Origin of the sequence: Chryseolinea sp. T2 (assembly GCF_037203685.1) — a bacterium.
Taxonomy (GTDB): Bacteria; Bacteroidota; Bacteroidia; order Cytophagales; family Cyclobacteriaceae; genus Chryseolinea.
Genome location: NZ_JBBCAU010000001.1, coordinates 579325 through 604320 on the forward strand (window position 1 = coordinate 579325; position 24996 = coordinate 604320).

Sequence of the window (24996 nt, forward strand, 5' to 3'; positions counted from 1 at the left end):
AAACTTGTTATCTGGGCGTTAAAAACGTTAACGGAATCTTTCATAATTGTTAAGAGCAATATCTGTAGTTGATTGATTATCAGAATATTGCAAAGAATGTGGATAACATACCGTGATAACGCATAACCCATGCGTTACCGTCTTAACAATTTGGTAACAGCTGCGTACCTGTCAGGTAATATTGGAGCGAGACATTTGTCGACAAATAACACCATATGTCGCGCATTCTACTATTCCTGGCCTTTGCTCTTACAGCAACCGTCGCATTCGCGCAAAACGGATCGATTTCAGGAACCGTCACTGACGAAAAAACGAAGGAGCCCATCATCGGTGCCAACGTTATCATTCAGGGTACACAGGTCGGAAATGCAACTGACCTCGAAGGAAAGTTCCTTATCGCTAACCTGAAGCCGGGCACTTATAATCTTGCTATTTCTTTCATTACTTATAAGACTCACCTTATTCAGGACATCATTGTAGAGCCTGGCAAGGTTGTAAATATCCAGGCTGCGTTGCTGGAAGATGCGGGAACTGAACTTGCCGAAGTTGTTATCAAAGGAACGCGCGAGATCAACAACGACATGTCGCTCGTTAACGCTATCAAAGAAAGCAAACTTGTAGTAAGCGGTATCTCTGCCGAGCAGATCACCAAGCTTCCGGACCGCGATGCTGCTCAGGTAATGCAACGTGTCTCTGGTGTGACAATTTCTGATAACAGGTTTGTGCTTGTTCGCGGTATTCCTGAAAGATATAACCAGGTAATGATCAACGGCATCATCGGCCCAAGCACTGAAATCGACCGTCGTTCATTTTCATTTGACCTTATTCCTGCCGGCGCTATCGATCAGCTGCTGGTATACAAGTCTGGTTCTGCAGAACTTCCTGGTGACTTCGCTGGCGGTCTTGTTAAGATAGTTACGAAGAAGCCAACTGACGAAAGATTCATTCAGGTCGGTGCTTCAGCCGGATATAGGACAAATACCACGGGTGAAAACTATTACCAATCAAAAGGAAGCAGTACCGATTGGCTTGGTTTCGACAACGGATTCCGCGACCTGCCCGCTGGCTTCCCTTCACGACAAGCGTTGGATGCGTCAGCAACAAATTCGACGCTTCGCGAACGTGCAGGCAAGTCGCTGACTAATAATTTTGACTATACAACGCGTCAGGCTCCCATTGATATGGGCTTCAACATTTCCACATCACAACCGTTCACCATTGGCAACCTGAACGTTAATAACCTGACTGTTATTGGTTATTCCAATACGTACCAACACACCACCGCAGACTTTAATCGCTACAACTCATTTACAGCAACCTCAGCCGAACCGACATTCACGTATGTAGATGATTACACAGGCAATTCAGTAAGGGTAAACGCGCTTAGCAATTGGTTTTTCGACATAAGCGACCGATTCAAAATCGAATTCAAAAACCTGTTCGTACAACTTGGTGAGAATGAAACAATCTTGAGAAGCGGAACACATTTTTATCAGGGTCCAAACTATGACAGGCAAAACTATGCAATGCATTATCTGAGCCGTACGATTTACTCAGGCCAACTCGAAGGCACGCATACATTTGCCGGTGAGACAGCATCACTTAATTGGGTGTTTGGTTACAACGACCTCACACGCAATGAACCCGATTATCGCAGGTTTAGAACATTCCGCGACAAGATGTATCAGGATACTGAAGAACCGTTTATTATGCAGCTTCCTGCCGGTGGTAACATATTTGAAACCGGTCGTTTCTGGTCTGAACTGAAAGACCAGGGCTATTCAAACGGTCTGAATTTTGAAAAGAAATTTGGAAACAAGGATGAAAAACGGATTCCTGTTATTCGCGCTGGCTATTATGTAGAGTATAAGACGAGATCATTTAATGCCCGCACAATTAACTACCTGTATCCAAGCGGTGCTGGCTTTGATCCTGCTGTTGGCGAAGAACTTATCCGATTGCCTTTGAGTGATATTTTCGCGCCTGAGAACATTAAAAAATCGAATGGCTTTGTTATTGAAGATGCGACTTCACCTGAAGACTCTTATGAAGGCAATAACCTCTTAACTGCCGGTTATGTCGGAGCGTCTATTCCGGTTGGTAAGTTTGACATTTCGCCTGGCTTCCGTGGTGAATACAACGTGATGAAGCTGACGGCACTCAGAACTAGTGGAGGGGCGATCGATGTCGACAATCCGGTATTTGCGCCTCTCCCCTCTCTCAATATCGCATACAACCTGACAGACCGGTCGTTGGCACGAATCGCCTATAGCCGCACCGTTAACAGGCCTGAATTCCGCGAACTCGCTCCGTTCCTCTACTACCAGTTTGAGATGGAGGCAAGCTTGTATGGAACACCAACTTTGAAGACTGCATTCATTAACAACATCGACCTCCGCTGGGAAATGTATCCAAATGCGGGTGAGATGATCAGCATCGGAGCTTTCTACAAGGACTTCAAGGATCCTATCGAAATGTATCTGCAGGTAACTTCAGATAACCCTCAATTGTACTATGGAAATGCTGAGAAGGCATATTCATACGGTGCTGAAGTCGAATTCAGAAAGAATCTTGCAAGCCTTGGCGTTTCAAAGTTCCTTCGTAACACATCTGTAAACGTAAACGCTTCCTGGATTCAGAGTGAAGTGAACGTCGGATCATCGCAGGGGAACCTTCAGGAGAAACGTCCACTTCAAGGACAATCTCCTTACATCGTAAACGCCGGCCTGTATTATCAGGATGAAGAAAGCGGCTTCACAGCGAACGTGGCATACAACGTGTTCGGTCCCCGCATCTTCTCTGTCGGAGACGTCAACTTCCCTACATGGTGGGAACTGCCACGCCAGTCACTCGATTTGCAGGTTGGTAAGAAATGGATGCAGAACCGTTTCGAGACTCGCCTGAACGTTCAAAATCTTTTGAACGCGGCCTATAGAATCTATCAGGACAACGACCTTAACAACAAAATCGAAGATCAGGAAGCTCAGATTCGTCGCTACCAAACAGGAACTCTGTTTACTGTTGGTCTGAGCTACAAACTTGATATGAACTAGATCACCATTGCGCGCAATCCTTACAAAGGGATCTCATGGAATAGCATCTATGTAGATCCCTTTTTATTTACGATAACCTGGCACTCAAATCCCGGAAGGATTTTCTGTCTGTTGAGGGAAATCTTTGCTTTCTCCGAGCGCAATCCGTTGAGTTTTCCCGTCATTTTCAATGTTAAGTTTTGATGAAATGCATAACACTCCGGTAAAGAATTCATAATGAACCAGTAACCGCTTGCCGTGATCACACCTATACCTTTGCCCACGTTAACCAAATACTTCAATCATGGAAAGAATTTCTAAGCTCCTGTTTTTCCTCGGAGCTATTATCGCACCACTGGTGATTCAGTCGTGCGACGACGAAGAGGGACTTAAGCCAGCTCCAACTGTAAGCTTGGATGCACCCGGAAGTTCACAAACACCCGGAGCTTCAGTTAAGATTACTGCCACCGTGTCCGCACCTGCTGGTGGTGATCTGCTTACAGTTTACGTTGGAGGAGCTGAAACAGAAACTTATGATATGGCTGGTGCCGCTGATTTCACGCAGGAATTCTCTTACACGGTCCCTGAAACTGCTGTCATTGGATCAACAATTGTAATCTCTTTCCAGGCTTTAGATGCTAAAGGCTATTCTTCTGCAATTGCTAACTATACTTTAACTGTTGGTGACCCTGTTGTTACATTGACAGGTACGCTTGCAACAAGAACGCTTGATGCTGCAACAGTATATCTTATCAAAGGCCAGACATTCATTCCAAGTGGTGTTGTCGTAACAATCCCTGCAGGAACATTGATCAAGGGTGATAAAACTACAAAGGCTACTCTTATTGTTCAGCCAGGTGGTCAGCTGATCGCCAACGGCACTGAATCAAACCCTATCGTGTTTACGTCTAACCTTCCCGTTGGATCACGCGATCGCGGCGACTGGGGTGGCATCATCCTTCTCGGAAATGGTTGGGTTAACCAGACTGCACTTCCTGCTATCGAAGGTATCACTCCGTCACAGACCTATGGTAACATCACCAGCCCTACAACTAACGCAGACAACAATGCTGGTTCATTGAAGTATGTGAGAATCGAATATGCAGGTATTGAGTTAACGCCTAACAACGAAACAAACAGCCTTACCATGGGCGGTGTAGGAACAGGCACAACGATCGATCACGTACAGGCTTCTTTCGGCGGCGATGACGGATTCGAGTGGTTCGGTGGAACAGTAAATGCCAAGTACCTTATCTCTCTCTCTACATGGGATGACGACTTCGATACAGACTTCGGTTTCGGTGGTAACGTCCAGTTTGGTCTTGCAGTTAGAAACACTTTCTTCGCCGACCAGTCAGGCTCTAACGCTTTCGAAAGCGACAACCAGGGTAATGCGAACGACACACCAGGTGGTCTCGCAGGTTACACACGCGCAGTATTCAGCAACATCACCGTACTCGGTCCACGCGACGTAACAACGGGAACAGGTTCAGGTACTGCAGCACGCGCAATCTCTGCTAACTACCAGAATGCCCTGCACCTCCGTCGCAGAAGCGCCCTGTCGATCTTCAACTCATTCTTCTCTGGATTCCCTGTCGGTATCCGTTTGGATGATCAGCCTACACTCGATAACCTCAACAACGGCGACGCTAACTACGCATATAACGTATTGGCTTCTCCTAATACGAGCGAGGTGGCTTCCAGCCCTAGCACTTCCGCTTCAAACGTAGCGTTCTCAACTGGCTTAAACCTCGGCGATGCAGCAGTTGTGAAAACTTACTTCGATGCTCACAACAATACCCTCGTGAAACCTACTGCATCAGCACCCTGGTCACCAGTTGCCGGCACACCTGCTGGTTCAGTTGAACCATACGCTGAACTGGGTATCAACAGAGCACAGTTCTGGGGCGGTAACACATCTTCGAACTATCCCTCGAACCCTGACTTCGCTGTAACAACAGGAACACTGAGCTCTGGTGCCAACTTCACTCATGCGAAACTCACTGGCAACTCAGCAATCGACGGTACTGTTACATTCCGCGGTGCATTCGGTACAACCGACTGGACTAACGGTTGGGCAGAATTCCAGCCTCTGAATAAGGCTTACTAGTATACAGGATAACTTTAAGTTGAAAGGCCTGCCGGTTTGTACACTGGCAGGCCTTTTCTAATTTTACATCGTGAACATGAAACTAATTAGGGCATTGCTGATTATTGCTTTATCTATTGCATTAGCAAATTGTGGATCAAAAAGCTACGACCCTTCGGATTCGCTCGCACCACAGGAAAAGGACAAACTAGTGTCAACGATCATTCGCTACGCAATCAAGCCTCCCGAGAATGTCTCCGGCGATGAACGCTTCCAGAAACAATACGATGAGTACTACCAGAAGCAGGGGCGCAGCTTCCGCCTGGAACGCTATCACCGCGACGGTAACACTGAATATTTTCTGGTCTCTCAGCCCGCACCAAGCCTCACCGAAAAGCGCAACGCAACGGGTGGGCTGCTGGAAATGAACGATGGAAAGCTTACCCGTTATGAAGAAGTGTTCCGCACCTGGAAGCTGGTTCCCGATACCCTGAAGAGACGCAGCTACATGTTGTTTGATAAGATGGTGTCCGGCGAATCTCTCGAACGGTTCAGAACGAAATTCACTGCCCCTGAAGAATACATCGAGTTCCCCGATGACAACACGTTCTATGATGCTAATGAGAGAGCGTGGAAAATTAAGAATTAAGAATTAAGAGTTAAGAATTGTGCCTCTTCCTCCCGACCCTGCATTTTTTTCGCGGCGCCCCTACACGCTCTGCAGAACAGAGCACTAAACGAACTTCAGTACTACAAACAGCCATCAACCGAACTTCAAATGTGGGAAAGCAAAGCGGCAATCTCCCCTGCCTGCGGCGCTCCGCGCCGTCGCGGAATTAAACGGACTACGAAGCACGACCTGTCCAAAAGCAACTTTAGCAAAAGTACAGACCTTCCAAATCAACGCACCTCCCGAAAACTCTAAACCTCCCCTTCCTCCCGACCCTGCATTTTATTCGCGGCGACCCTACATGTTTCGTACAACGCACCAACCAGCCCACGAAACACCCCGGTTGTTATTTAAAATAGTTGGAGCTATTGTTGATGCATAATCGGCAGCAATCAACCTACGGACCTGATGGCAACAGTACTAATCACCGGCGGCACAGGAATGATTGGCTCCAGGCTCACCACAATGCTCCTGGAGCGCGGACACGCCGTCGTCCATCTGGAACGCTCTAAAAAGAATTCAGGCGTTAAGACACGCCTCTGGGACATCAACGCAGGCACGATCGATGCCGATGCGCTGGCAGGCATCGACGCCATCATCCACCTTGCAGGCGCCAACATCGGAGAACGACGATGGACATCGCAACGCAAAAAAGAAATCCTCGACAGCCGCATCAACTCCACGCAATTATTACATGGCGAACTGGGGAAGGCGCACCACCAGGTGAAGACTTTCATATGCGCCTCCGCTGTCGGCTACTACGGCGGCGACTCCGGAGATATCATCAAAGGCGAAGGCGATCACGCGGGCCACGACTTCCTCGCCGACGTCTCTCGAATGTGGGAGGAGGCAGCCTCGGAAATCTCTGAACTTGGTATCCGCGTTGTGCGCATCAGAACAGGTGTTGTTTTGTCCCCCTCCGGTGGCGCATTGGAGCCAATGGCCAAACAGGCGCGTCTGGGTTTCGCAGCTCCTCTCGGAAGCGGCAATCAATACATGAGCTGGATTCACATCGACGATCATTGCAGTGTTTTGATTCACGCCATAGAGAATGATTCGATCCATGGTCCTTATAACAGCGTCGCGCCTCACCCGGTAACCAACCAGGAATTCACACGCGCACTTACACGCGTATTGCGCAAGCCAATGTTCATGCCCAACGTTCCGGGTTTTGTTTTAAAGATCGTACTCGGCGAAATGTCTCTGCTTGTGCTGGGTGGATGCAAGGTCTCGTCTGAAAAACTTTCAGCAACGGGCTTTCGGTTCAAGTATCCTGATTTGGACAAAGCATTGAAAGATGTGCTCAGCGTTTAAACACCGCGGAGCGGTCTCAACAAACTCTGAACCTCGCTTTAGCTATCTCTTCACAGCAACAGCGATCTTCGAATCTGCCGTGCCATAATACAGATACCATTCGTCTTTGAAATACACCAACCCTTCCACGAAGCAAACCTGATTCACCTGCCCGGTGATTTCGTATGGCTTATCAGGTTTCATGAAATACGTCTCAAGTCTGTCGATAACCTTTGATGGATCATTCCTGTCGAATAGCGCCTGCCCCGTGCAGTATGCGCCTGGCGCAAGCGTTGTGTCGCCACCAGTCTCGAGATTCATACCATTATACATCAACACAATGCCATCATCTGTTATTAACGCATAAGGTCCGCTCTCAACAAGCCGGCTATCGAAGTAACCGGGACGCGGTTTCAGCACAGACTTTAACTTGCCGTTTTCTTCCACGGGAGTCCAGTGAATAAGGTCATCGGATGTTGCCATGAACAAGTCCGTATCTCCAAAGTACATCCAATATTTTCCATTGACCCGCGTCGCCACAACGGTGCCGCTCTTTCCGGGAACTGCCAGATCCTTTTTATGTTTTGGAACAGAATCTTCAAGCGCTCTCACAGGTTCGGGATCACCCGACTTATACATGCTGGACACAATAGCGCCCGACTTACTCCACGTATTCTTATGCTTTCCCTGAAGTACCGTTCCGTGCTTCGTCCAATGAATGAGGTCCGTCGACGACGCAACCAGTAGTCGTGCCGTTGTACCATCATAACCCGTGTACGTCATGATGTATTTTCCATCTTCACTTTTTACAATGCGCGGGTCTTCAACGCCGCCTTCCCATTCAAATCGCTTGAGGCTATCGTTGTCAGGATAAAATACAGGCGACGCCATACGCTCGAAGTGAAGTCCATCTTCACTTACAGCAACGCCAAGCCGCGACGTGCCGGCATATTTTCCGATATTGTCTTCAGCGCGGAAAATCATATACACCTTATCACCATGCACAACCGCCGCCGGATTGAACACGTCTTTTTCATCCCAGCGAATCGACTTCTTCAATATCGGGCATTTGAATGTGCTCATCCCACTGGTCAGTATCGGATTGAGACTATCAACTTTTTCAAAGGGCAGCAAGCTCCAGCCCGCTGAGTCCGATTGATCGGTTTGTTCCGAAGATTGGACTTCCTCCTTCTTATGCGAAGTGCAGGCCGTGGCAGCATATATGCAGAATACCGTCGCCAGGATTTGTTTGAACAGATTAGACTTTAATTTCACCGATTCATGTACGTTATTTACCTGTAAGTTATCAGTATGAAGTCGAACAAGAAGAAAAAAGTTGCCGAAGTCATCGTCAGTGAAGAGACACTTGCAGAGGAGCAACTCATCCGTCAGGCATTTAAAGACAAGGATTGGGCCGAATTAAAAGGCGCCAACAGCTGGATGATCTTTAAGGTCATGTCTGAATTCGTGGAAGGCCTTGAGAAGCTTGCCAAGATCGGACCATGTGTTACCATCTTCGGATCCGCACGCGTAAAACCGAGCAATCCATTTTACAAGATGGCCGACGAAATTGCATATCAGTTGGTTCAGCATGGATATGGTGTCATTACAGGCGGCGGCCCCGGTATCATGGAAGCCGGTAACCGCGGTGCACATCGCGCAAAAGGAAAGTCCGTCGGATTGAACATCTATCTTCCACACGAGCAGAAAGGAAACATTTACATAGATCCCGATAAGCTGATCACATTTGATTACTTCTTCGTGCGCAAGGTAATGTTCATGAAGTACTCACAGGGATTTATCGTAATGCCTGGCGGGTTCGGTACCCTCGATGAGCTGACAGAAGCCCTTACGCTGATCCAGACAAAGAAAATCGGGCGCTTTCCCATCGTGCTTGTAGGAAAGAAGTTCTGGGGCGGGCTGATCGACTTCTTTAAGAAGGCCCTCGTGAGAGATAAAATGATCCATCCCGACGATCTGTATCTTTTTAATCTCGTCGATACACCTGCCGACGCCGTAAAGGTGATCGATGAGTTTTACTCCAAGTACCTTCTCTCGCCTAACTTTTAACGTTCGCTCTCGTCGGATATCCGTGATAGTTGGCACGGATATCATGCAACCTGAATTTTTTTCGTGTTATTGCCATCTTTTTCAGCGCAACATGAACGCAACTGTGGAAATTGTGACCAAGATATTGTACGAGGCCACGCGTCGCCGACGCATCTGCAGCCTTTCGCTGGAAAACGAACCTGAACCGCGCATCATACATCCTTACGGCCTGTGTCAGACGCAGCGCGACAAAATCATGATCATCTGCTGGCAGGAAGACGGATACGCCGGCACCTCACGCCTTCCCGGCTATCGCAATCTCCAGCTAATGAAATGCTCAACGGTAGAGCTATTGGATAGATATTTCCTCGTTCGTGGCGATTTCAATCCCGCCGATACATCCTACCAGGAATGGGTATTCCACGTCGTGTAACAACGGGGTAGAGACGCAATGCTTTGCGTCTCCTTACGAATATGATTCACGATTACAACAAACGCGCGCCATCATTAACACACAAATATGCTTATGCGCGGCACGTGTATTCATGAAATGATTTTCAACGATTGATTTCGGAAGGTGATTAAGCGTCTCTCACCGACTCATTCTGATTGCTACAAGACTTTGGATTACTAACAAGATGCAGGCAGATTGCATCTCCACGTTTTCAATATGCCTCTCTCGGCAATCGTATCTGATCCGAATAGAACTTCATTCTCGAATGACTCGGATCTAACGGAACAATCTTCTCTACCAACGAAAGTTTATGATTCACAAACACCTCGAGGTAATAGTTTCCTAGCAAGTACAGATTCACTTTATAACCGTAATAGCGTATCGCCATTACGAATGTTCCCTTCTCGTAAAGTAAACTGATCTTATCATTCAACGTCAACTCCGCAAATTCTGTACTAGTGATCATTTAATAAACATAGTGTAAAAATATCTCGAGCACAACGTTGACTGAAGCCAACTTTTTCCTTAAAGAACTCGTGTGCTCAAACTTATTTGCTCCATCAAAAAACTAACCATACTTCACTCACGCGAACAAAAAAATTAACGCGTGTAAACGCATTTTATTTTGCAACGATGAAGCATGTTGAAACGTTTCAAAAATGTGAATCCCCAATAACCGTGCCCGTTGAAGACATCGCTTATTGCATTGCATATCGAAACAATCGAATGTTTACAATGTCCAATCCTGGCTTCCTGATTCTTGGAGGGATACAAACTTGTGTAGTTCATTATCGTATCCGCAGATCACAACGCATGTGCAAAACGATTCACAACACGCATTCATTTCCATTTCATAAAAACGGATGTGTGAAGTGAATCAACCTTAGTTCGCCAAAAACGAACAACGATTATCCGCTACCTTAACGTAAGTTGTGAACAGATTACAAAAGTGAATCCGCTTCCATCCGTAAAATCTGACACCCATCTTATTGGACGGGGTCACACAAAAAATTGGCTGTGAAAAAAACGAGGATCCGAAAGCACCCAATCAACAACCTGTCCAGCCGAAGGCTGGTCAACAAATCTCCAAATCTCCAAATCAACAAGTCACCAAATAAAAAAGGCCGCCTTTGCAGACAGCCTTTTCGCTTATTTGTTGGGTGAATGATGGGACTCGAACCCACGACCCTCAGAATCACAATCTGATGTTCTAACCAACTGAACTACATCCACCGTTTAGAGGACTGCAAATTTAGACACCGCATTGGATTTTGCAAAACCTAACTGCGGGTAAAACTCAATCGCTGACCTTTTCTTGTCTCGTCAAAAACACCGTCCTGCCACGCCAGATGGCCTGAAACCCACGTTTTCGCAATCCGGGACTTAAATGTGACGCCCTCAAATGGCGACCATCCACAGTGATACAGGATATTATCCTTATTAACGGTATATCCGCCGTTAGGGTCTACCAGCACTAAATCGGCATAATAACCCTCCCTGATAAATCCCCTCTTTTCGATCTGAAACAGCCTGGCGGGATTATGACTCATCTTCTGGGCAACAAAGGGCAACCCGACACGGCCCTGATGATAGAACTCCAGCATCGCCTGAAGGCTGTGCTGAACCAGCGGACCCCCGGAAGGTGCCTTGAAATAAGTGTTCTGCTTCTCTTCCCATGTATGGGGCGCATGATCGGTGGCAATCACATCAATGCGATCGTCCAGCAACGCCTGAAATATAGCCGCCTGGTCCTCCGCCGTCTTCACAGCGGGGTTCCACTTGATCAACGTACCCTTGCGCTCGTAGTCGCTGTCATTAAACCAGAGATGATGAATGCATGCCTCGGCGGTAACCTTCTTCTGCTCCAGGGGAACATTGTTTTCAAACAGCGACATCTCGCGGGCCGTTGATATATGCAGCACGTGAAACCTGGTGCCAAACTTCCTCGCAAGCCCTACAGCAAACGACGACGACAACCAGCAGGCCTCCGCGCTCCGTATGAGCGGATGACAACTGATCGGCACATTCTCGCCATACTTCTCACGGTACAATTCATTGTTCCGTCTGATCGTTCCTTCATCTTCACAATGCGCAGCAATTAATGCCGGAAAGCTCGAGAAGTAACGTTCGATCATTTTCGGATCGTCGACCAGTAGGTTCCCCGTTGAGGACCCCATGAAGATCTTCAACCCGCACACCGACCGGATGTCCGTCTTCATTACTTCCTCGAAGTTGTCGTTGGCAGCACCCATGTAGAACGAATAGTTCGCCAGCGAGCTCGCAGCCGCCGTTGCATACTTCTGCTCCAGCAACTCCTGTGTAAATGTCGGAGGGTTTGTATTCGGCATCTCCATGAAGGAGGTAACGCCACCGGCAACAGCCGCTCTGGCTTCCGAATAAATGTTGCCCTTGTGCGTAAGCCCCGGTTCGCGAAAATGAACCTGGTCATCTATTACCCCGGGGAACAATAACTTCCCCCTGGCATCTATAACCTCGTCAGCCTGCTTTGACGAAAGGTCTCGTCCAATGGCCTCAATGAAGGTGCCCCTGATCAGCACATCGCCTTCGAACACCTCGCCCTCATTGACTATATTTGCATCGACAATTAGTTGCGTCTTCATCGCGGTAAAAATAAAGGTAAAGCATCAGTGAGCGAATCTTTCAGGAGTTTTAATCTGAACAAACAGCTGCTTGATGCTGTGGCCGACCAGAATTTCACGACACCAACGGAAATCCAGGAAAGGGCAATTCCAGCCATCATTGCAGGCCAGGATATCATTGGCATCGCTCAGACGGGCACTGGAAAGACTGCGGCATATCTGTTGCCCTTGCTAATGAAGATCAAATACGCGCAGGGAATGGATCCGCGTGCTATGATCCTTGCTCCAACCAAAGAGCTCGTCGTGCAGATCGCAGCACATGCCACCGAACTGGCTAAGTACACCGACCTCAGAATTGAACCTTTATACGGAGGTGTCGGCCCAAAGACCCAAATCGAAATGATCCGGAAAGGCGTCGATATCATCGTTGCCACACCAGGCCGATTCATGGAGATTTATCTTAAGAAAGAACTGCCAACTGCGGCCCTCAAGTTTCTCGTCCTCGACGAAGCCGACCGAATGATGGAAATGGGGTTCATGGGTCAGCTGCGAAAGGTGCTCGAAGTCATTCCACGCAAGCGTCAGAACCTCCTGTTCTCCGCTACCTTTTCTGGCAAAGTAGAACAACTCTCCGCTGAGTTTCTCGAGTTCCCAAGAAAGATAGAGATAACGCCTCCTGCTACACCTGCTAAACAAGTAGACCAGTCGTTGTATCATATTCCGAACATCGGCACTAAACTGAATTTCCTGGGATATCTCCTTCAGAACGAAGAGGAATATAACCGCGTAATGATCTTCGCCCGAACGAAAGGCAGTGCCGACAATATCGTTTCCTATCTGGAAACAAAAGGCTTCGGACCAACGCGCGTCATCCACTCCAACAAAGGACAAAACAGCCGCATCAATGCCGTGAATGAATTCAAGGAGGGCAAGCTGCGCATTCTCGTTTCTACGGATGTTACGGCACGCGGTATCGATGTTGAAAGAGTTTCGCACGTGATCAACTTCGACGTACCTGTCTTCCATGCCGACTATGTCCACCGCATCGGTAGAACTGGCCGAGCCTTCCGCGAGGGATCTGCATTAACATTCGCCACTCCCGCCGAAAAGTATCACATCGACAAGATCGAAGAGATCATTCGCGAACGGATACCGGTAAAAAAACTACCAGCCGAAGTCACCGTTGTGAGCACTCCTTATGCAGAATCGCAAGCCATGGCAAAGGACATCGACTTCCAGAAGCGCAAAGAGGATCCTGACTTCAAAGGCGCCTTCCACGAAAGGAAAAACAAGCCAGATAGCACGCCCCCGCAACGCGAGAGGAAAAACAAGCCAGACAATACGTCCCAGCAACGCGACAGGAAAAACAAACACAGGTAGTACGTCCTTGCCACGTAAGATCGCACCCACATTTCGACGGTGCGCGTGTTTACCATTTGTTATATTGAGGGATCTATTTCGATTTCGCACCCTTGCATGAACCGTTTTGCGCTGCTCTCGTTATTTCTTATCGCGGCTATCTCCGCACAATCTCAGTCCTCAGTAAAAACCCTGCCCGCACCCAGCTGGGTCACTGCGTTTGATTATCCCCAAAGTCCCCGTGATACTGTTGGTGCCGGCGGCTTCTACTATCTGCTTTCTGAATGGCAACAGCATACGGAAAAGCAGGAAGCCTATTTCCGGATTGCCGTAAAGGTGCTCACTCCAAAAGGACTGTCAACGGCGTCATACATTTCCGTCAACTTCGATCCATCCTATCAGAAGCTCGCCTTCCACAAACTCATCATTAAGAGGGGAGGGCAGGAGATCAACGTGCTTCCTCACGCGAAATTTGAAATGCTTCGCCGTGAAGAGAACATGGACCGGCAGATCTACGACAAGAGCCTCGACGCTATGCTCAACATTGAAGACGTCCAGGTTGGTGATATCATCGAGTATAGCTACTCCGTTGCGGGCCTCAATCCCGTCTTCGATGGCAAGGTCATCAAAAGCATAAGACTGAACTTCGGAGTTCCCCTCGGAAAAAGTGTTGATCGCCTCATTTGCAGGGCATCGCGAAAAGTGAACTACAAACTGTTCAACAAAGCCAAAGAGCCTGTTCACGAAATCAATGGCGACATGCAAAGCTTTCTTTGGATGTCGGAGTTTGTGCCCGCGCAACAAATTGACGACAACGTACCCGACTGGTATCGCACTTACGACGCTGCCGAAATATCGGAGTTCACTTCATGGAGCGATGTAGCCAACTGGGCATTGCCATTATATGTGCAAACCCCGGCCGACAAAAAAGTAATCGACTCAAAGGTGGAGGAGATCAAATCTTCAAATCTCGCACCCGAGCGAACAGTCGCTGCAGCAATCCACTTCGTGCAGGATGAGATCCGATACCTTTCGTTTTCCGACGGCATACAGGGATTCCGGCCGCATGACCCATCCGTTGTAATGAAGCAGCGGTTCGGCGACTGTAAAGACAAGTCGCTCTTGCTAACAACTATGCTGCGGCAGCTCGGTATCACTGCCAACCCGGCGTTGGTCAATTCAAGCGCAGGCAAAACACTTAATGAGTCGCTGCCATCCCCTTATGCATTCGATCATTGCATCACCCAACTGGTCCTCAACGATACCACGTACTGGATCGATCCAACGGTGTCGCTGGAGCGCGGTTCGTTTAAAAAGAGCCGCACCGCCAACTATGAACACGCGCTGGTCATCTCGCCTGGCACCACGGACCTCACCGTTATGAAAATGCCAGCAGAGCGCTCGACCGTTAAGCTCAATGAAGTATATTCTTTCAACGTCGTTGGCGGATCCGCCGAACTAACTGTCAAGACGGTCTACACGGGTTCGCAGGCGAACTCTATGCGCAGCTATTATAAGTCCAACGACAAGGAGGATATCAAACAGAACTATACCAACTTCTATGCGAACGAATACCCGGAGATAACAATGATCGACTATGTCCAGTACACGGACAACGAAACGGACAACATCATTGAATCAACGGAGAATTACACAATAGAAAACTTCTGGACGAAAGACTCCCTCACAGGAACTCAGATCACTCAATTCTACGCCCGTTCTATTGGTCAATACTTCGAACAGCCGTCAACGAAGTTAAGGAACATGCCTTTCGCAATCAGCCATCCGGTATCGGTAATTCAAAACATTACGATCCATGTTCCTGAATTCTGGAGTGTGAAGAAGTCATCAACTGATGTGTCTTCAAACGCCTTCAGATTCACCAGCGAGACGGACTACATGGACGAAAAAATCTACCTGCGATATACTTACGAATCGCGCAAGGATCACATCGTAGCAAGCGAAGCTGTGAAACATGTGAAAGACACTGACCGCGCCCTCGAAGCATTGTCCTTTCAGCTGACCTACGCACAACAAAATGAAACCACCTCGGCCTTCAATATTCCGTTCCTCATCATCGGCATCTTCGCTTTGCCGCTGATCATTTTCGGACTCGTATGGCTATACAAATACGATCCACGCTCACGCGACTATGAGATGTCATACGAAGGATTTGGCGGTTGGCTCGTCCTGCCTGTTATAGGCATATTCCTGACTCCCGTCTGGGCGATGATTGAAATCTTTAAGAACGGATTCTTCAACTACCTGCAATGGGAGATTCTTACCAACCCGTCTCACGGAAGTTATAACCCAAAGCTTGGTGCCCTGGTGCTGATCGAATATCTCTATGAGATCGCGTTGCTGGCGTACAGCGTATTCGTTGTAGTGCTGATGGTAAGACGAAGAACGAGCTTTCCTCTCTTTGCCTCTATTATGTATGGAGCCAATGTGGCCTTCGTTCTTCTGGATTCGATCTGGCTTCACACCATGGATCTGCCAACCGTATTCGAAGGAGAGAATTCAACGGCCGCCATGCGCACGATATTGACGGCAATTATCTGGATCCCTTATATCATATTCTCCGATCGCGTGAAGGGCACGTTCACGGAACGCATTGAACGGTAAATCCGATTCCGGATAACGACGCGCGAAATGGAAAACCACGTGTACGCCGCCCGTCGTAGAGACGCAATGCATTGCGTCTCTACACCACGTTCCGGATCAACGACACGGATACACATGGGAATCGAATCCGCACGAACCCATATGTACGATGATAATGCAAACCCCGGGATGCATCCCCATTAAACCAAAAACGACGCGATGGTGAATCGCGTCGTCTCCAAATTATCAATTGTCAATTATCAATTATCAATTTACAGTGACATCATATCCTTAAACTTCGCCGCCTGTCTCCGGCTAACCTCAACCTTATCTCCGCCTCTCAACTTCACCATAAGGCCGCCGTTGAACCACGGCTCAATGCCCTCCACCCAACTCAAATTAACAATATGCTTTCTGCTCGCGCGGAAGAACGCACGCTCGTCAAGCTTCTCATCCAACGCGTTCAATGACTTATGAATCATCGGACGATTGTTATCGAAGTAAACTTTGATATAGTTTCCATCTGATTCAAACAGCCGGACATTGGTAAGGCTCACAAACCAACAACGATCGCCATCTTTAACGAACACCTGGTCCTGCAGGCCAAGCTTCTTTTCCGGCCCCCGTGTAGCGGCATTCTTTGCCCGCTCTTTGTCGGCAAGCTTCGAGATCGCTTCAGAAAGACGTTCCGGCTGGATAGGTTTCAAAAGGTAATCAAGCGCATTGACCTCAAAAGCCTTAAGCGCGAATTCGTCGTAAGCAGTAGTGAATATCACAAGGGGCACTGAATCGAGTTCCTCAAGCAGTTGGAAACCGGTCTTGCCCGGCATCTGTATGTCGAGGAAAAGAAGGTCGGGATTGAGATCGTTCACCAGTTGAATAGCCTCGTCGGCATTCATAGCCTCGCCCACAACTTCGATGCTGGGATGGTCCTCCAACAACTTCATCAATTCTTTGCGCGCCAGGCGCTCGTCATCTACGATTAATGCTCTCATGGCTTGTATTTTGTGGAATAACTAGTTCTGTAAGTACAAAATTATCGTTTTCGTTCGCAATCTTGAAAGTGGCTTCTTCACCATATAACAGTTTCAGCCTTTGAACGGTATTCTTGATGCCCAATCCGGACTTGCCTCGCTTCACGCCATTAACCATGTGCCCGCTGTTCCGGATCTGAATCCTGAGCTTGCCGCCCTCGACTTTCGTCTTTACTTGGATAAGTCCGCCGGGCGTAAGTCTTGAAATGCCGTGCTTGATCCCGTTCTCTACCAGCGTTTGTATCATCAGGGGGGGGACGAGAAATCGCTGTGACTCGGGATCAATGTCGAATTCCGTCTTCAGACGTTCTTCGAACCTGATACTCTCGAGGCCAAGATAGTCCTTTACGATCTTTAATTCATCATCGAAGTTAGTCAATCCCTGCTTATCCGATGCCAGCGATTTCCGAAGGATATTGCTCAGCTGGTTGATCGCCTGCTTCGACTTCCTCGGATTCTCATCCACCAGCGCACGTATGCTGTTCAGCGCATTGAAGATGAAATGCGGATTGAGCTGTGACTTCAAATTGGTCAACTCGATCTCAATCATCGAAGCCTCATACTTCAGTGACTTATTATATTGATCGAAGTAGTGATAAGTGAAGTAGAAGACTGTCCACAAAAAGAAAACTATAGAATACACGATCGACTGACCTAGGATCTGTTGCAGATCAAATGCAGTCTGTGGATTGAACAGCCTGCCGAGTAAAACGTTTACTGGTATCTTCAGGAAGTAGACCACCAGCGCCATGGCAAACACGGCAATGAAGATGCTGGGAACAAGCTTGTGCATAGGTGCCGACAGCCACTTCCATTTCCTGATGAGGTTTCTGAAAACGTGCGTTACCGCAAGGCATAGAAAGCCTTCTACAATAAAGAATACCAGGCGCCTCGTAGTGATACTACCCGACGAATCATAGCTGTAAACGATCTGAAACAAGGTATAGATCGACCAGCCACAGATTTGGAAAATAACATATAGACGCTCTCGGTTCACTGCCTGGGGACTAACTGGTAAAGGTAGCTATTTAGGCCAGTCCGGCCGGCGCTTTTATGTAAGTGGAGAAACCAGAACAGAGACAGAGTGAGGAACAGTGTGAGAGCGACGAAAAGACACGCCTTTTTTTCACTCTCACACTGTTCCTCACCCTTACTCACCCTTCTTCACTCTCACACTGTTCCTCACCCTCCTTCACTCTCACACTGTTCCTCACTCTGTTTTCAGTTCCTCGCTCTGTTTCACTTCTGCGCTCTGAATTTCATCGCTTGAACTGAATCATGTACAGGAACAGAATCCCTACCGCTGCAATAAGTGCCCACGTCACGATCACCAGCGGCTTCTTGTAGGCTGCCATTTTTGTTGATGAAGCTAGGTTGTTCATCACGAATGCCGCCGCCCCCAACAGATATAAGCTCGCCTCAAGCGCGTCGCGATTGATCAGTTGATAAATACCTACTCCCAGAAAAATGATCGCAAAACCGTACTGCCGGAATGTTGCATTCATGAATATCGATGGTTCAGTTGAGCTCGTGTTTGAGAAATGCTCCCGTGTAACTCGCGGGGTTCTTCGCTACTTCTTCGGGCGTTCCGGTAGCGATAATACGACCACCTTTCTCTCCACCTTCCGGCCCCAGGTCAACTATATAATCCGCCGATTTAATAACATCCATATTGTGTTCAATAACCAGTACCGTATTGCCCTTGTCCACAAGCTTCTGCAAAACATCAAGCAGATGGGCAATGTCCTGAAAGTGCAATCCGGTCGTCGGCTCATCAAGAATGTAAAACGTCTTGCCGGTATCGCGCTTTGATAATTCCGTAGCAAGCTTCACACGCTGCGCTTCACCACCTGAAAGGGTTGTCGCATGCTGGCCGAGAGAAATATAGCCAAGCCCCACTTCACTCAGCGTTTGGATCTTACGCAGGATCTTCGGCTGGTTCTCAAAGAACCCTACTGCCTCCTCTACAGTCATATCCAGAACATCACTGATTGACTTGCCTTTGAACCTTACCTCGAGCGTCTCGCGATTGTAACGCTTGCCTTTACACGTTTCGCAGGGAACATATACATCAGGAAGGAACTCCATCTCAATCAATCGAAGTCCCGCTCCTTCACAGGTCTCGCAGCGTCCACCCTTCACGTTGAATGAAAATCTTCCGGTCTTATATCCCCGGATCTTCGACTCCGGCAACTGCGCAAACAAATCGCGTATGTCGGAGAACACACCTGTATACGTGGCCGGATTTGAACGCGGCGTGCGACCAATCGGCGACTGATCCACTTCAATTACTTTGTCAACATGCTGCAAACCTTCAACCTTCTTATGAGGCATGGGCACAGCGCGCGAGTTGTAGAAGTGTGTATTGAGAATAGGGAACAACGTGTCATGTATCAGCGTCGACTTACCACTTCCCGACACACCAGTAATACACGTTAGTGTCCCAAGCGGGATCTTCAGATCGACATTCTTGAGATTGTTTCCATGCGCCTGCGTAACAACAATCTTATCACCACTTCCTTTCCTTCTTTCAGCTTGCGAAGGAATTCCTAATTGCCCTGTGAGATATCGCGCTGTCGTGCTATTGCCTTTAAGAAATGTTTTGGGATCTCCCTCCGACACCACGTTGCCGCCGTGTCGTCCTGCGCCTGGTCCTATGTCAATGATGTAATCCGACTCGAGCATCATGTCCTTGTCGTGCTCGACAACAATAACAGAATTGCCAAGGTCCCGCAGATCTTTCAGTGCCTTGATCAGCTTCACGTTGTCGCGTGCATGCAATCCAATACTAGGCTCGTCAAGAATATAGAGCACACCCACCAACTGAGTGCCTATCTGCGTGGCAAGCCTTATACGCTGTGACTCACCACCACTAAGCGTCCTGATCGGCCTGTTGAGATTGAGATAATCCAGTCCCACGTCGAGGAGGAACCCGATCCGCTTCCGGATCTCTTTTAATATCTCCGTGGCAATAACCCGCTGCTTGTCGTTCACGCGGTCTTCAAGACCTTCCATCCATTTCCTCAATGCCAGAATATCAAGCACCGCCAGCTCAGCAATGTTCTTGTTATCAATCTTGAAGTGCAGCGACTCCTTCTTCAGGCGTGCACCATGGCACTCAGGGCATTCCTTCGATACCGTAAAATCTTCCACCCACTTCTTGATGGCTTCCGATCCTTCCTCGCGTTGCTTCTCAAGGAAGCTGATGATGCCTTCAAACTTAGTATTCCATTCTGTGCCGGGATATTTCACCGACGACACCGCCACAGGAACGTCATCTCCATACAAAAGTATCTGAATGACTTCCTTGGGAACGTCCTTCAACGGGGTGGTTAGAGCAAGCTTATATCTTTTGAGTATGGCCTCAATCTTTTTGAAGATCCATATGTCGCGGTATTCGCCAAGCGGAAGTATCCCGCCACGGCTAATGCTAAGCGATTTATCAGGAATGACCGACGCCTCAGTGATCTCATTGATCTGTCCCAAACCATTACAGGTCGGACATGCTCCATAGGGAGAGTTGAATGAAAAGCTGTTGGGAGCAGGTTCATCGTACGAAAGGCCTGTCTTCGGATCCATGAGGAACTTCGAAAAGTGATGCACCTTTCCATTCTCCTCCATGATCATCATGATACCCTTACCTTCCTTGAGCGACTTGTTGATCGACTGTCCGATGCGTGCGCGATCTTTTGGATCGGCCACTATCCTGTCCGTTACCACCTCAATGTCGTGGATCTTGTAACGGTCAACCTGCATCTTTGCGGAGATCTCAATTAACTCCCCATCTACACGCACCTTGGTGTAACCCGACTTTCTGATCTGCTGAAACAGTTCTCGGTAATGACCCTTTCGTCCCTTCACTATAGGAGCAAGCAGTACAAGCTTCTTCCCTTTGAAATGCTGGAGCAGCGTGTCCAGGATCTGGTCCTCCGACTGACGCACCATCTTGTCGCCGCTCAGATATGAGAACGCTTCTCCCGCCCTCGCATAGAGGAGGCGGAGGAAATCGTAGATCTCAGTTACCGTCCCGACAGTAGAGCGGGGGTTGCGCGACGTGGTCTTCTGCTCAATGGAAATCACAGGACTAAGCCCGTTGATCTTGTCCACATCAGGACGCTCCAGGTTGCCCATGAAGCTCCGCGCGTAGGCGGAAAAACTTTCCATGTATCGCCGCTGACCTTCAGCATAAATGGTATCGAAGGCAAGCGACGACTTACCACTTCCGCTGATTCCGGTAATAACGATCAGCTTGTTACGCGGAAACGTAACGTTGATGTTCTTCAGGTTGTGCTCCCTGGCGCCTACGATTTCAATCGTATCGTGGTCGTATATATGCTCTGCAGGCCGTGTGGCCGCGCTTTTTGCCATAAATCAGGATAAGAAAACTATAACCAAAAAACTGCGGCATTTGTTCCGGCATAAAACGTAACGTTCATCCCTTCTCCCTGCCTGCGTCCCCCTTTCGCCTTGCCGTACAGACGCAATGCTTTGCGTCTCCCGTGAAGACCTACGGAACCGCACTACCCTTCCCCGCGCTCCACAGATCGTACCAATCCTGTCTGTCCATCTGAATGTCAAGAGCCACTGCCGCTTCATTCAGTCGCTCGGGTTTGGTTGTACCCACTACGGGTACAATGTTCGACGGATGACGCAGCAGCCATGCCAGCACCAGCTGAGAAGGCGTTACCTGATACTTGCGCGCCTTTTCAGCAAGCACATCCGATGGATGAGCAACAAGCTTTCCCCCACCCAGCGGCGACCACGCCATAGGCACGACACCTATCTTCATAAGATGATCTACAGTTCCATCAAACAAATACTGTTGATGTGTAAGTGAGATCTCAAGCTGGTTCGTTACAAGCGGAAAATCCAAATGACTTTGCAACAATTCAAACTGTGATGTCGTGAAATTGGAGACACCGAAGTGCAACACCTTCCCTTGCTTCTTCAACAAAGTGAATGCATCCGCTACCTCAGCAGCATTCATCAGCGGATCCGGACGATGGATCAATAACAAATCGATTCGATCAGTATGATGCAGCTTCAATGAATTCTCCGCCGACCAGACGATGTGTTCCTTTGATGTGTTGTAATGCTTGAATGTATTCTCGGGTCGGTTCTTCGAAACGAGCATGATGCCACACTTCGTAACGATCTCCATCTTATTACGAAGCGACGAATTTCTTTCTAATGCTTTTCCGAATAGCGTTTCATTCTGATAGTCACCGTAGATGTCGGCGTTGTCAAACGTCGTCATCCCGATTTCCAATGCGCGATGGATGAGCCCTTCAATCTCTTCAACCGAAAGTGTCCACCGCCATGCACCGGCAACGATACGGGAGAAGGAAGGGCCTCCTTTGCTGAGCGTTATGCGTTTCATAGTCTGGCAAATTAAGAATTCATAATTCTTAATTCTTAATTGTCCCCGATCCACTTTTTCAAAATCCCCACAAACTCATTCGGACTTTCCGCCTGCACCCAATGTCCCGTATCTATCGTCTCCAATGTCGCCGACGGAAAATATCGTTGTATCGCCTGCATGTCCCCATCTTTTATGTATGCCGAGCGCGAACCGCGGATAAACAATGTCGGATTATCAAAAGTTGTATCGGTCAGCAAGTCAACGCCTACATTCGCCAGCTTTTGCTGAATGATGGGCAGGTTCACCTTCCATGAAAATCCTCCCTCAGCAGAACGTTGAAGATTCTTCAACAGGAATTGTCTCACATCCGGCTCAGCCACCTTTGCTGCAAGCAGTGCATCGGCGTCATTACGCGACTTGAGCTCGTTCAACGGCAACTCAACCATCGCACTCACCAGCGTATAGTGTTCCAGGTTATAGGCCCGCGGCGCAATATCCACCACCACAAGTTTGCTCACCCGATCAGGATGTTGCAGCGCAAAGTTCATCACCGTCTTCCCACCCATCGAATGACCCAGCAGAATCGGATCCTTAAGTTGTCGGTCATCCAGAAACTCCAGCAGATCGTTTACCATCGACTGATAATCAAATGCATCATCATGCGGCGACTGACCATGATTACGCTGATCTATCGTGTAGATCTTATATGTCGGTGATAAAAGCTTGGCCTGCGTAAGCCAGTTGTCGCTGGAACCCAGCAACCCATGAAGGATAACTATCGGCGCTCCGTCTCCGTACTCCCTAAAGAATAATTTCATGTTTTCCCTCCAATGTTAGTTTTTTTCCAGGGTATATTTTGTGGGCTCCCTCTTGCGCCTTCCTACTGTGAACGATTTTTCTTTATCAGATAGATAGTCATAATAAAACCGACAACCGACATCAAAAGTCCTGCAACCAGACTGATGGTTGGTATGGGCTCTCTGATACTCGTCGACCATGCAAACCCATTAAGAATTAGACCTCCAACCAGGGTGCCTATAGCAAGCGTAATTTCTCTTTTCATTCTGCTGGCAAGGGACGCTGTCGACATTTGTCGTCGCGCAATATTCTGCAAAATATCTCTCCGCATTGCAGTTAAAAATAGAATTAAGTAGTCAGAACTCAGAATTTTCATCACGACCGGTATATTTGGGACTTTTATCATTGACTGATGGAACTAACAGAAGGCATATATACAATTCAGGGTATTCCGGTACTCGACATCGTTCAGCAATTCGGAACACCACTTTATCTATACGACGGAGATAAGATCACAAGTCAGTTGAGAAGTCTGCGGACCGCATACTCGGGATCCGAGGTGCGTGTAAAATATGCGGCAAAGGCGCTAACGAACCTCTCTATATTGAAGTTGCTCCGGAAACATGGCGCCGGCATTGAAGTGGTTTCATTGCAGGAAGCCTACATCGCGAAGAAGGCAGGATTCACTCCAAACGAAATTGTCTTTACTCCGAGCGGCGTTGACTTCAGTGAGATCATTGAAGGCGTGGAACAGGGTCTGGCCATCAACATCGACAACCTTCCTGCGTTGGAAAAGTTTGGTGAGCGCTATAAGAATACTTACCCTTGCGGCATCCGGATGAATCCGCATATCCTCGCCGGTGGAAACTATAAGATATCAACAGGTCACAGCACTTCGAAGTTTGGCATCTCCATCTTCCAGTTGCCTCAAATCCGCGAGATCGTAGATCGTCATCAGATAAAGATCCACGGACTCCATATTCATACAGGTTCCGAAATCACTGAAACCGACATCTTCCTCAAGATGGCCGAGATTCTCTTCGGACTCGCTGTCGACTTTGCCGACCTCAAATACATTGACTTCGGCAGCGGCTTTAAAGTTGCCTATAAAGAAGGAGACATGGTGACCAATGTCTATGACGTTGGATTGAAACTCACCAAGAGCTTCAATGAGTTTTGCATGCACTATGGACGCAAGCTCGAACTGTGGATCGAACCTGGTAAGTATATCGTAAGCGAAGCCGGTACGTTACTGGTGCAGGCCAACGTCGTGAAGTCAACTCCGACCGTAACGTTCGTCGGCGTGAACAGCGGTCTCAATCACCTTGTACGTCCAATGATGTACGATGCCTATCATCACATCGTTAACGTCTCCAACACTAAAGGCGGCCAGAAGGTCTACACCGTTGTAGGATATATATGTGAAACCGATACGTTTGGTTCCGATCGTAAGATCCATGAGGTACGCGAAAAGGACATCATCGGAATCAAGAACGCCGGTGCCTATGGCTTCGCAATGTCATCAAACTACAACTCACGTTTGAAACCTGCCGAAGTGCTCGTCATTAACAAAGAGGCAAAACTGATTCGGGAGCGCGAAACTGTCGAAGACCTGCTCCGCCACCAGGTGGAAGTGGATGTGTAGGCCTTTA

The 24996-nt window shown here is 48.2% G+C and carries 19 protein-coding genes and 1 tRNA gene; 9 read left to right on the plus strand and 11 right to left on the minus strand.

The annotated features are described in order from the left end of the window. The first annotated feature begins 215 nt into the window (after positions 1–215). The 4 genes from WBG78_RS02510 to WBG78_RS02525 all read left to right on the plus strand — a co-directional run bounded on the left by WBG78_RS02510 (position 216) and on the right by WBG78_RS02525 (position 7105). On the plus strand, positions 216–3053 hold the full coding sequence (locus tag WBG78_RS02510; protein ID WP_337324784.1) for a TonB-dependent receptor: 2838 nt from the start codon (positions 216–218) through the stop codon (positions 3051–3053). 283 nt (positions 3054–3336) lie between these two features. Beyond that, positions 3337–5142: a hypothetical protein gene (locus WBG78_RS02515; protein ID WP_337324785.1), complete on the plus strand. Its 1806-nt coding sequence runs from the start codon at positions 3337–3339 to the stop codon at positions 5140–5142. Positions 5143–5218: 76 nt separating this feature from the next. Next, complete coding sequence (locus WBG78_RS02520; protein WP_337324786.1) at positions 5219–5770, plus strand: hypothetical protein; 552 nt, start codon at positions 5219–5221, stop codon at positions 5768–5770. 429 nt (positions 5771–6199) lie between these two features. After that, positions 6200–7105 (plus strand): TIGR01777 family oxidoreductase, encoded by a 906-nt coding sequence (locus tag WBG78_RS02525; protein ID WP_337324787.1) that lies wholly within the window; start codon positions 6200–6202, stop codon positions 7103–7105. A 42-nt stretch (positions 7106–7147) separates the two neighbouring features. Here WBG78_RS02525 and WBG78_RS02530 read toward each other — a convergent pair whose 3' ends face one another. After that, the gene (locus WBG78_RS02530; RefSeq protein ID WP_337324788.1) at positions 7148–8359 is read right to left on the minus strand and encodes a glycoside hydrolase family 130 protein; all 1212 of its coding nucleotides are present in this window, start codon (positions 8357–8359) and stop codon (positions 7148–7150) included. A gap of 36 nt (positions 8360–8395) precedes the next feature. Here WBG78_RS02530 and WBG78_RS02535 point away from each other — a divergent pair, with 36 nt between their 5' ends. Together WBG78_RS02535 and WBG78_RS02540 are read left to right on the plus strand one after the other, a co-directional pair. Beyond that, the gene (locus tag WBG78_RS02535) at positions 8396–9154 is read left to right on the plus strand and encodes a TIGR00730 family Rossman fold protein (protein ID WP_337324789.1); all 759 of its coding nucleotides are present in this window, start codon (positions 8396–8398) and stop codon (positions 9152–9154) included. Between the two features lie 112 nt (positions 9155–9266). Continuing rightward, positions 9267–9566, plus strand: a complete 300-nt coding sequence (locus WBG78_RS02540) for a hypothetical protein (protein ID WP_337324790.1) — start codon at positions 9267–9269, stop codon at positions 9564–9566. A 232-nt stretch (positions 9567–9798) separates the two neighbouring features. On the opposite strand, the gene WBG78_RS02545 is transcribed toward WBG78_RS02540, so the two are convergent. The 3 genes from WBG78_RS02545 to WBG78_RS02555 all read right to left on the minus strand — a co-directional run bounded on the left by WBG78_RS02545 (position 9799) and on the right by WBG78_RS02555 (position 12208). Further along, positions 9799–10053: a hypothetical protein gene (locus tag WBG78_RS02545; protein WP_337324791.1), complete on the minus strand. Its 255-nt coding sequence runs from the start codon at positions 10051–10053 to the stop codon at positions 9799–9801. Between the two features lie 693 nt (positions 10054–10746). Further along, positions 10747–10820: transfer RNA gene (locus WBG78_RS02550), tRNA-His, on the minus strand. A gap of 47 nt (positions 10821–10867) precedes the next feature. Beyond that, positions 10868–12208, minus strand: coding sequence for a dihydroorotase (locus WBG78_RS02555; protein WP_337324792.1), 1341 nt, complete (start codon positions 12206–12208; stop codon positions 10868–10870). A 27-nt stretch (positions 12209–12235) separates the two neighbouring features. On the opposite strand from WBG78_RS02555, the gene WBG78_RS02560 reads away from it, so the two are divergent. Further along, positions 12236–13567: a DEAD/DEAH box helicase gene (locus WBG78_RS02560; protein ID WP_337324793.1), complete on the plus strand. Its 1332-nt coding sequence runs from the start codon at positions 12236–12238 to the stop codon at positions 13565–13567. A 96-nt stretch (positions 13568–13663) separates the two neighbouring features. Then, on the plus strand, positions 13664–16171 hold the full coding sequence (locus tag WBG78_RS02565) for a DUF3857 domain-containing protein (RefSeq protein WP_337324794.1): 2508 nt from the start codon (positions 13664–13666) through the stop codon (positions 16169–16171). 251 nt (positions 16172–16422) lie between these two features. On the opposite strand, the gene WBG78_RS02570 is transcribed toward WBG78_RS02565, so the two are convergent. The 7 genes from WBG78_RS02570 to WBG78_RS02600 form a co-directional block, all read right to left on the minus strand. Continuing rightward, positions 16423–17145 carry a LytR/AlgR family response regulator transcription factor gene (locus tag WBG78_RS02570; RefSeq protein ID WP_337324795.1) on the minus strand — a complete coding sequence of 241 codons (723 nt, stop codon included), beginning with the start codon at positions 17143–17145 and terminating at the stop codon, positions 16423–16425. Further along, the gene (locus WBG78_RS02575) at positions 17123–18181 is read right to left on the minus strand and encodes a sensor histidine kinase (RefSeq protein ID WP_337324796.1); all 1059 of its coding nucleotides are present in this window, start codon (positions 18179–18181) and stop codon (positions 17123–17125) included. Before WBG78_RS02575 ends, WBG78_RS02570 begins: the two co-directional genes overlap by 23 nt. A 262-nt stretch (positions 18182–18443) precedes the next feature. Beyond that, the gene (locus WBG78_RS02580) at positions 18444–18689 is read right to left on the minus strand and encodes a hypothetical protein (RefSeq protein ID WP_337324797.1); all 246 of its coding nucleotides are present in this window, start codon (positions 18687–18689) and stop codon (positions 18444–18446) included. A gap of 13 nt (positions 18690–18702) precedes the next feature. Continuing rightward, entirely contained in the window at positions 18703–21552 is a 2850-nt protein-coding gene (uvrA, locus tag WBG78_RS02585; RefSeq protein ID WP_337324798.1) for an excinuclease ABC subunit UvrA, read from the minus strand. Positions 21553–21691: 139 nt separating this feature from the next. Further along, positions 21692–22564: an aldo/keto reductase gene (locus WBG78_RS02590; protein WP_337324799.1), complete on the minus strand. Its 873-nt coding sequence runs from the start codon at positions 22562–22564 to the stop codon at positions 21692–21694. 35 nt (positions 22565–22599) lie between these two features. Continuing rightward, complete coding sequence (locus tag WBG78_RS02595) at positions 22600–23364, minus strand: alpha/beta fold hydrolase (RefSeq protein WP_337324800.1); 765 nt, start codon at positions 23362–23364, stop codon at positions 22600–22602. Positions 23365–23426: 62 nt separating this feature from the next. Beyond that, positions 23427–23675, minus strand: a complete 249-nt coding sequence (locus WBG78_RS02600; RefSeq protein WP_337324801.1) for a hypothetical protein — start codon at positions 23673–23675, stop codon at positions 23427–23429. Positions 23676–23756: 81 nt separating this feature from the next. Between WBG78_RS02600 and lysA the strand changes: the two genes are divergently transcribed. Then, a complete protein-coding gene (gene lysA / locus WBG78_RS02605; RefSeq protein ID WP_337324802.1) occupies positions 23757–24989 on the plus strand; it encodes a diaminopimelate decarboxylase in 1233 nt (410 codons plus the stop codon). Positions 24990–24996: the final 7 nt, after the last annotated feature.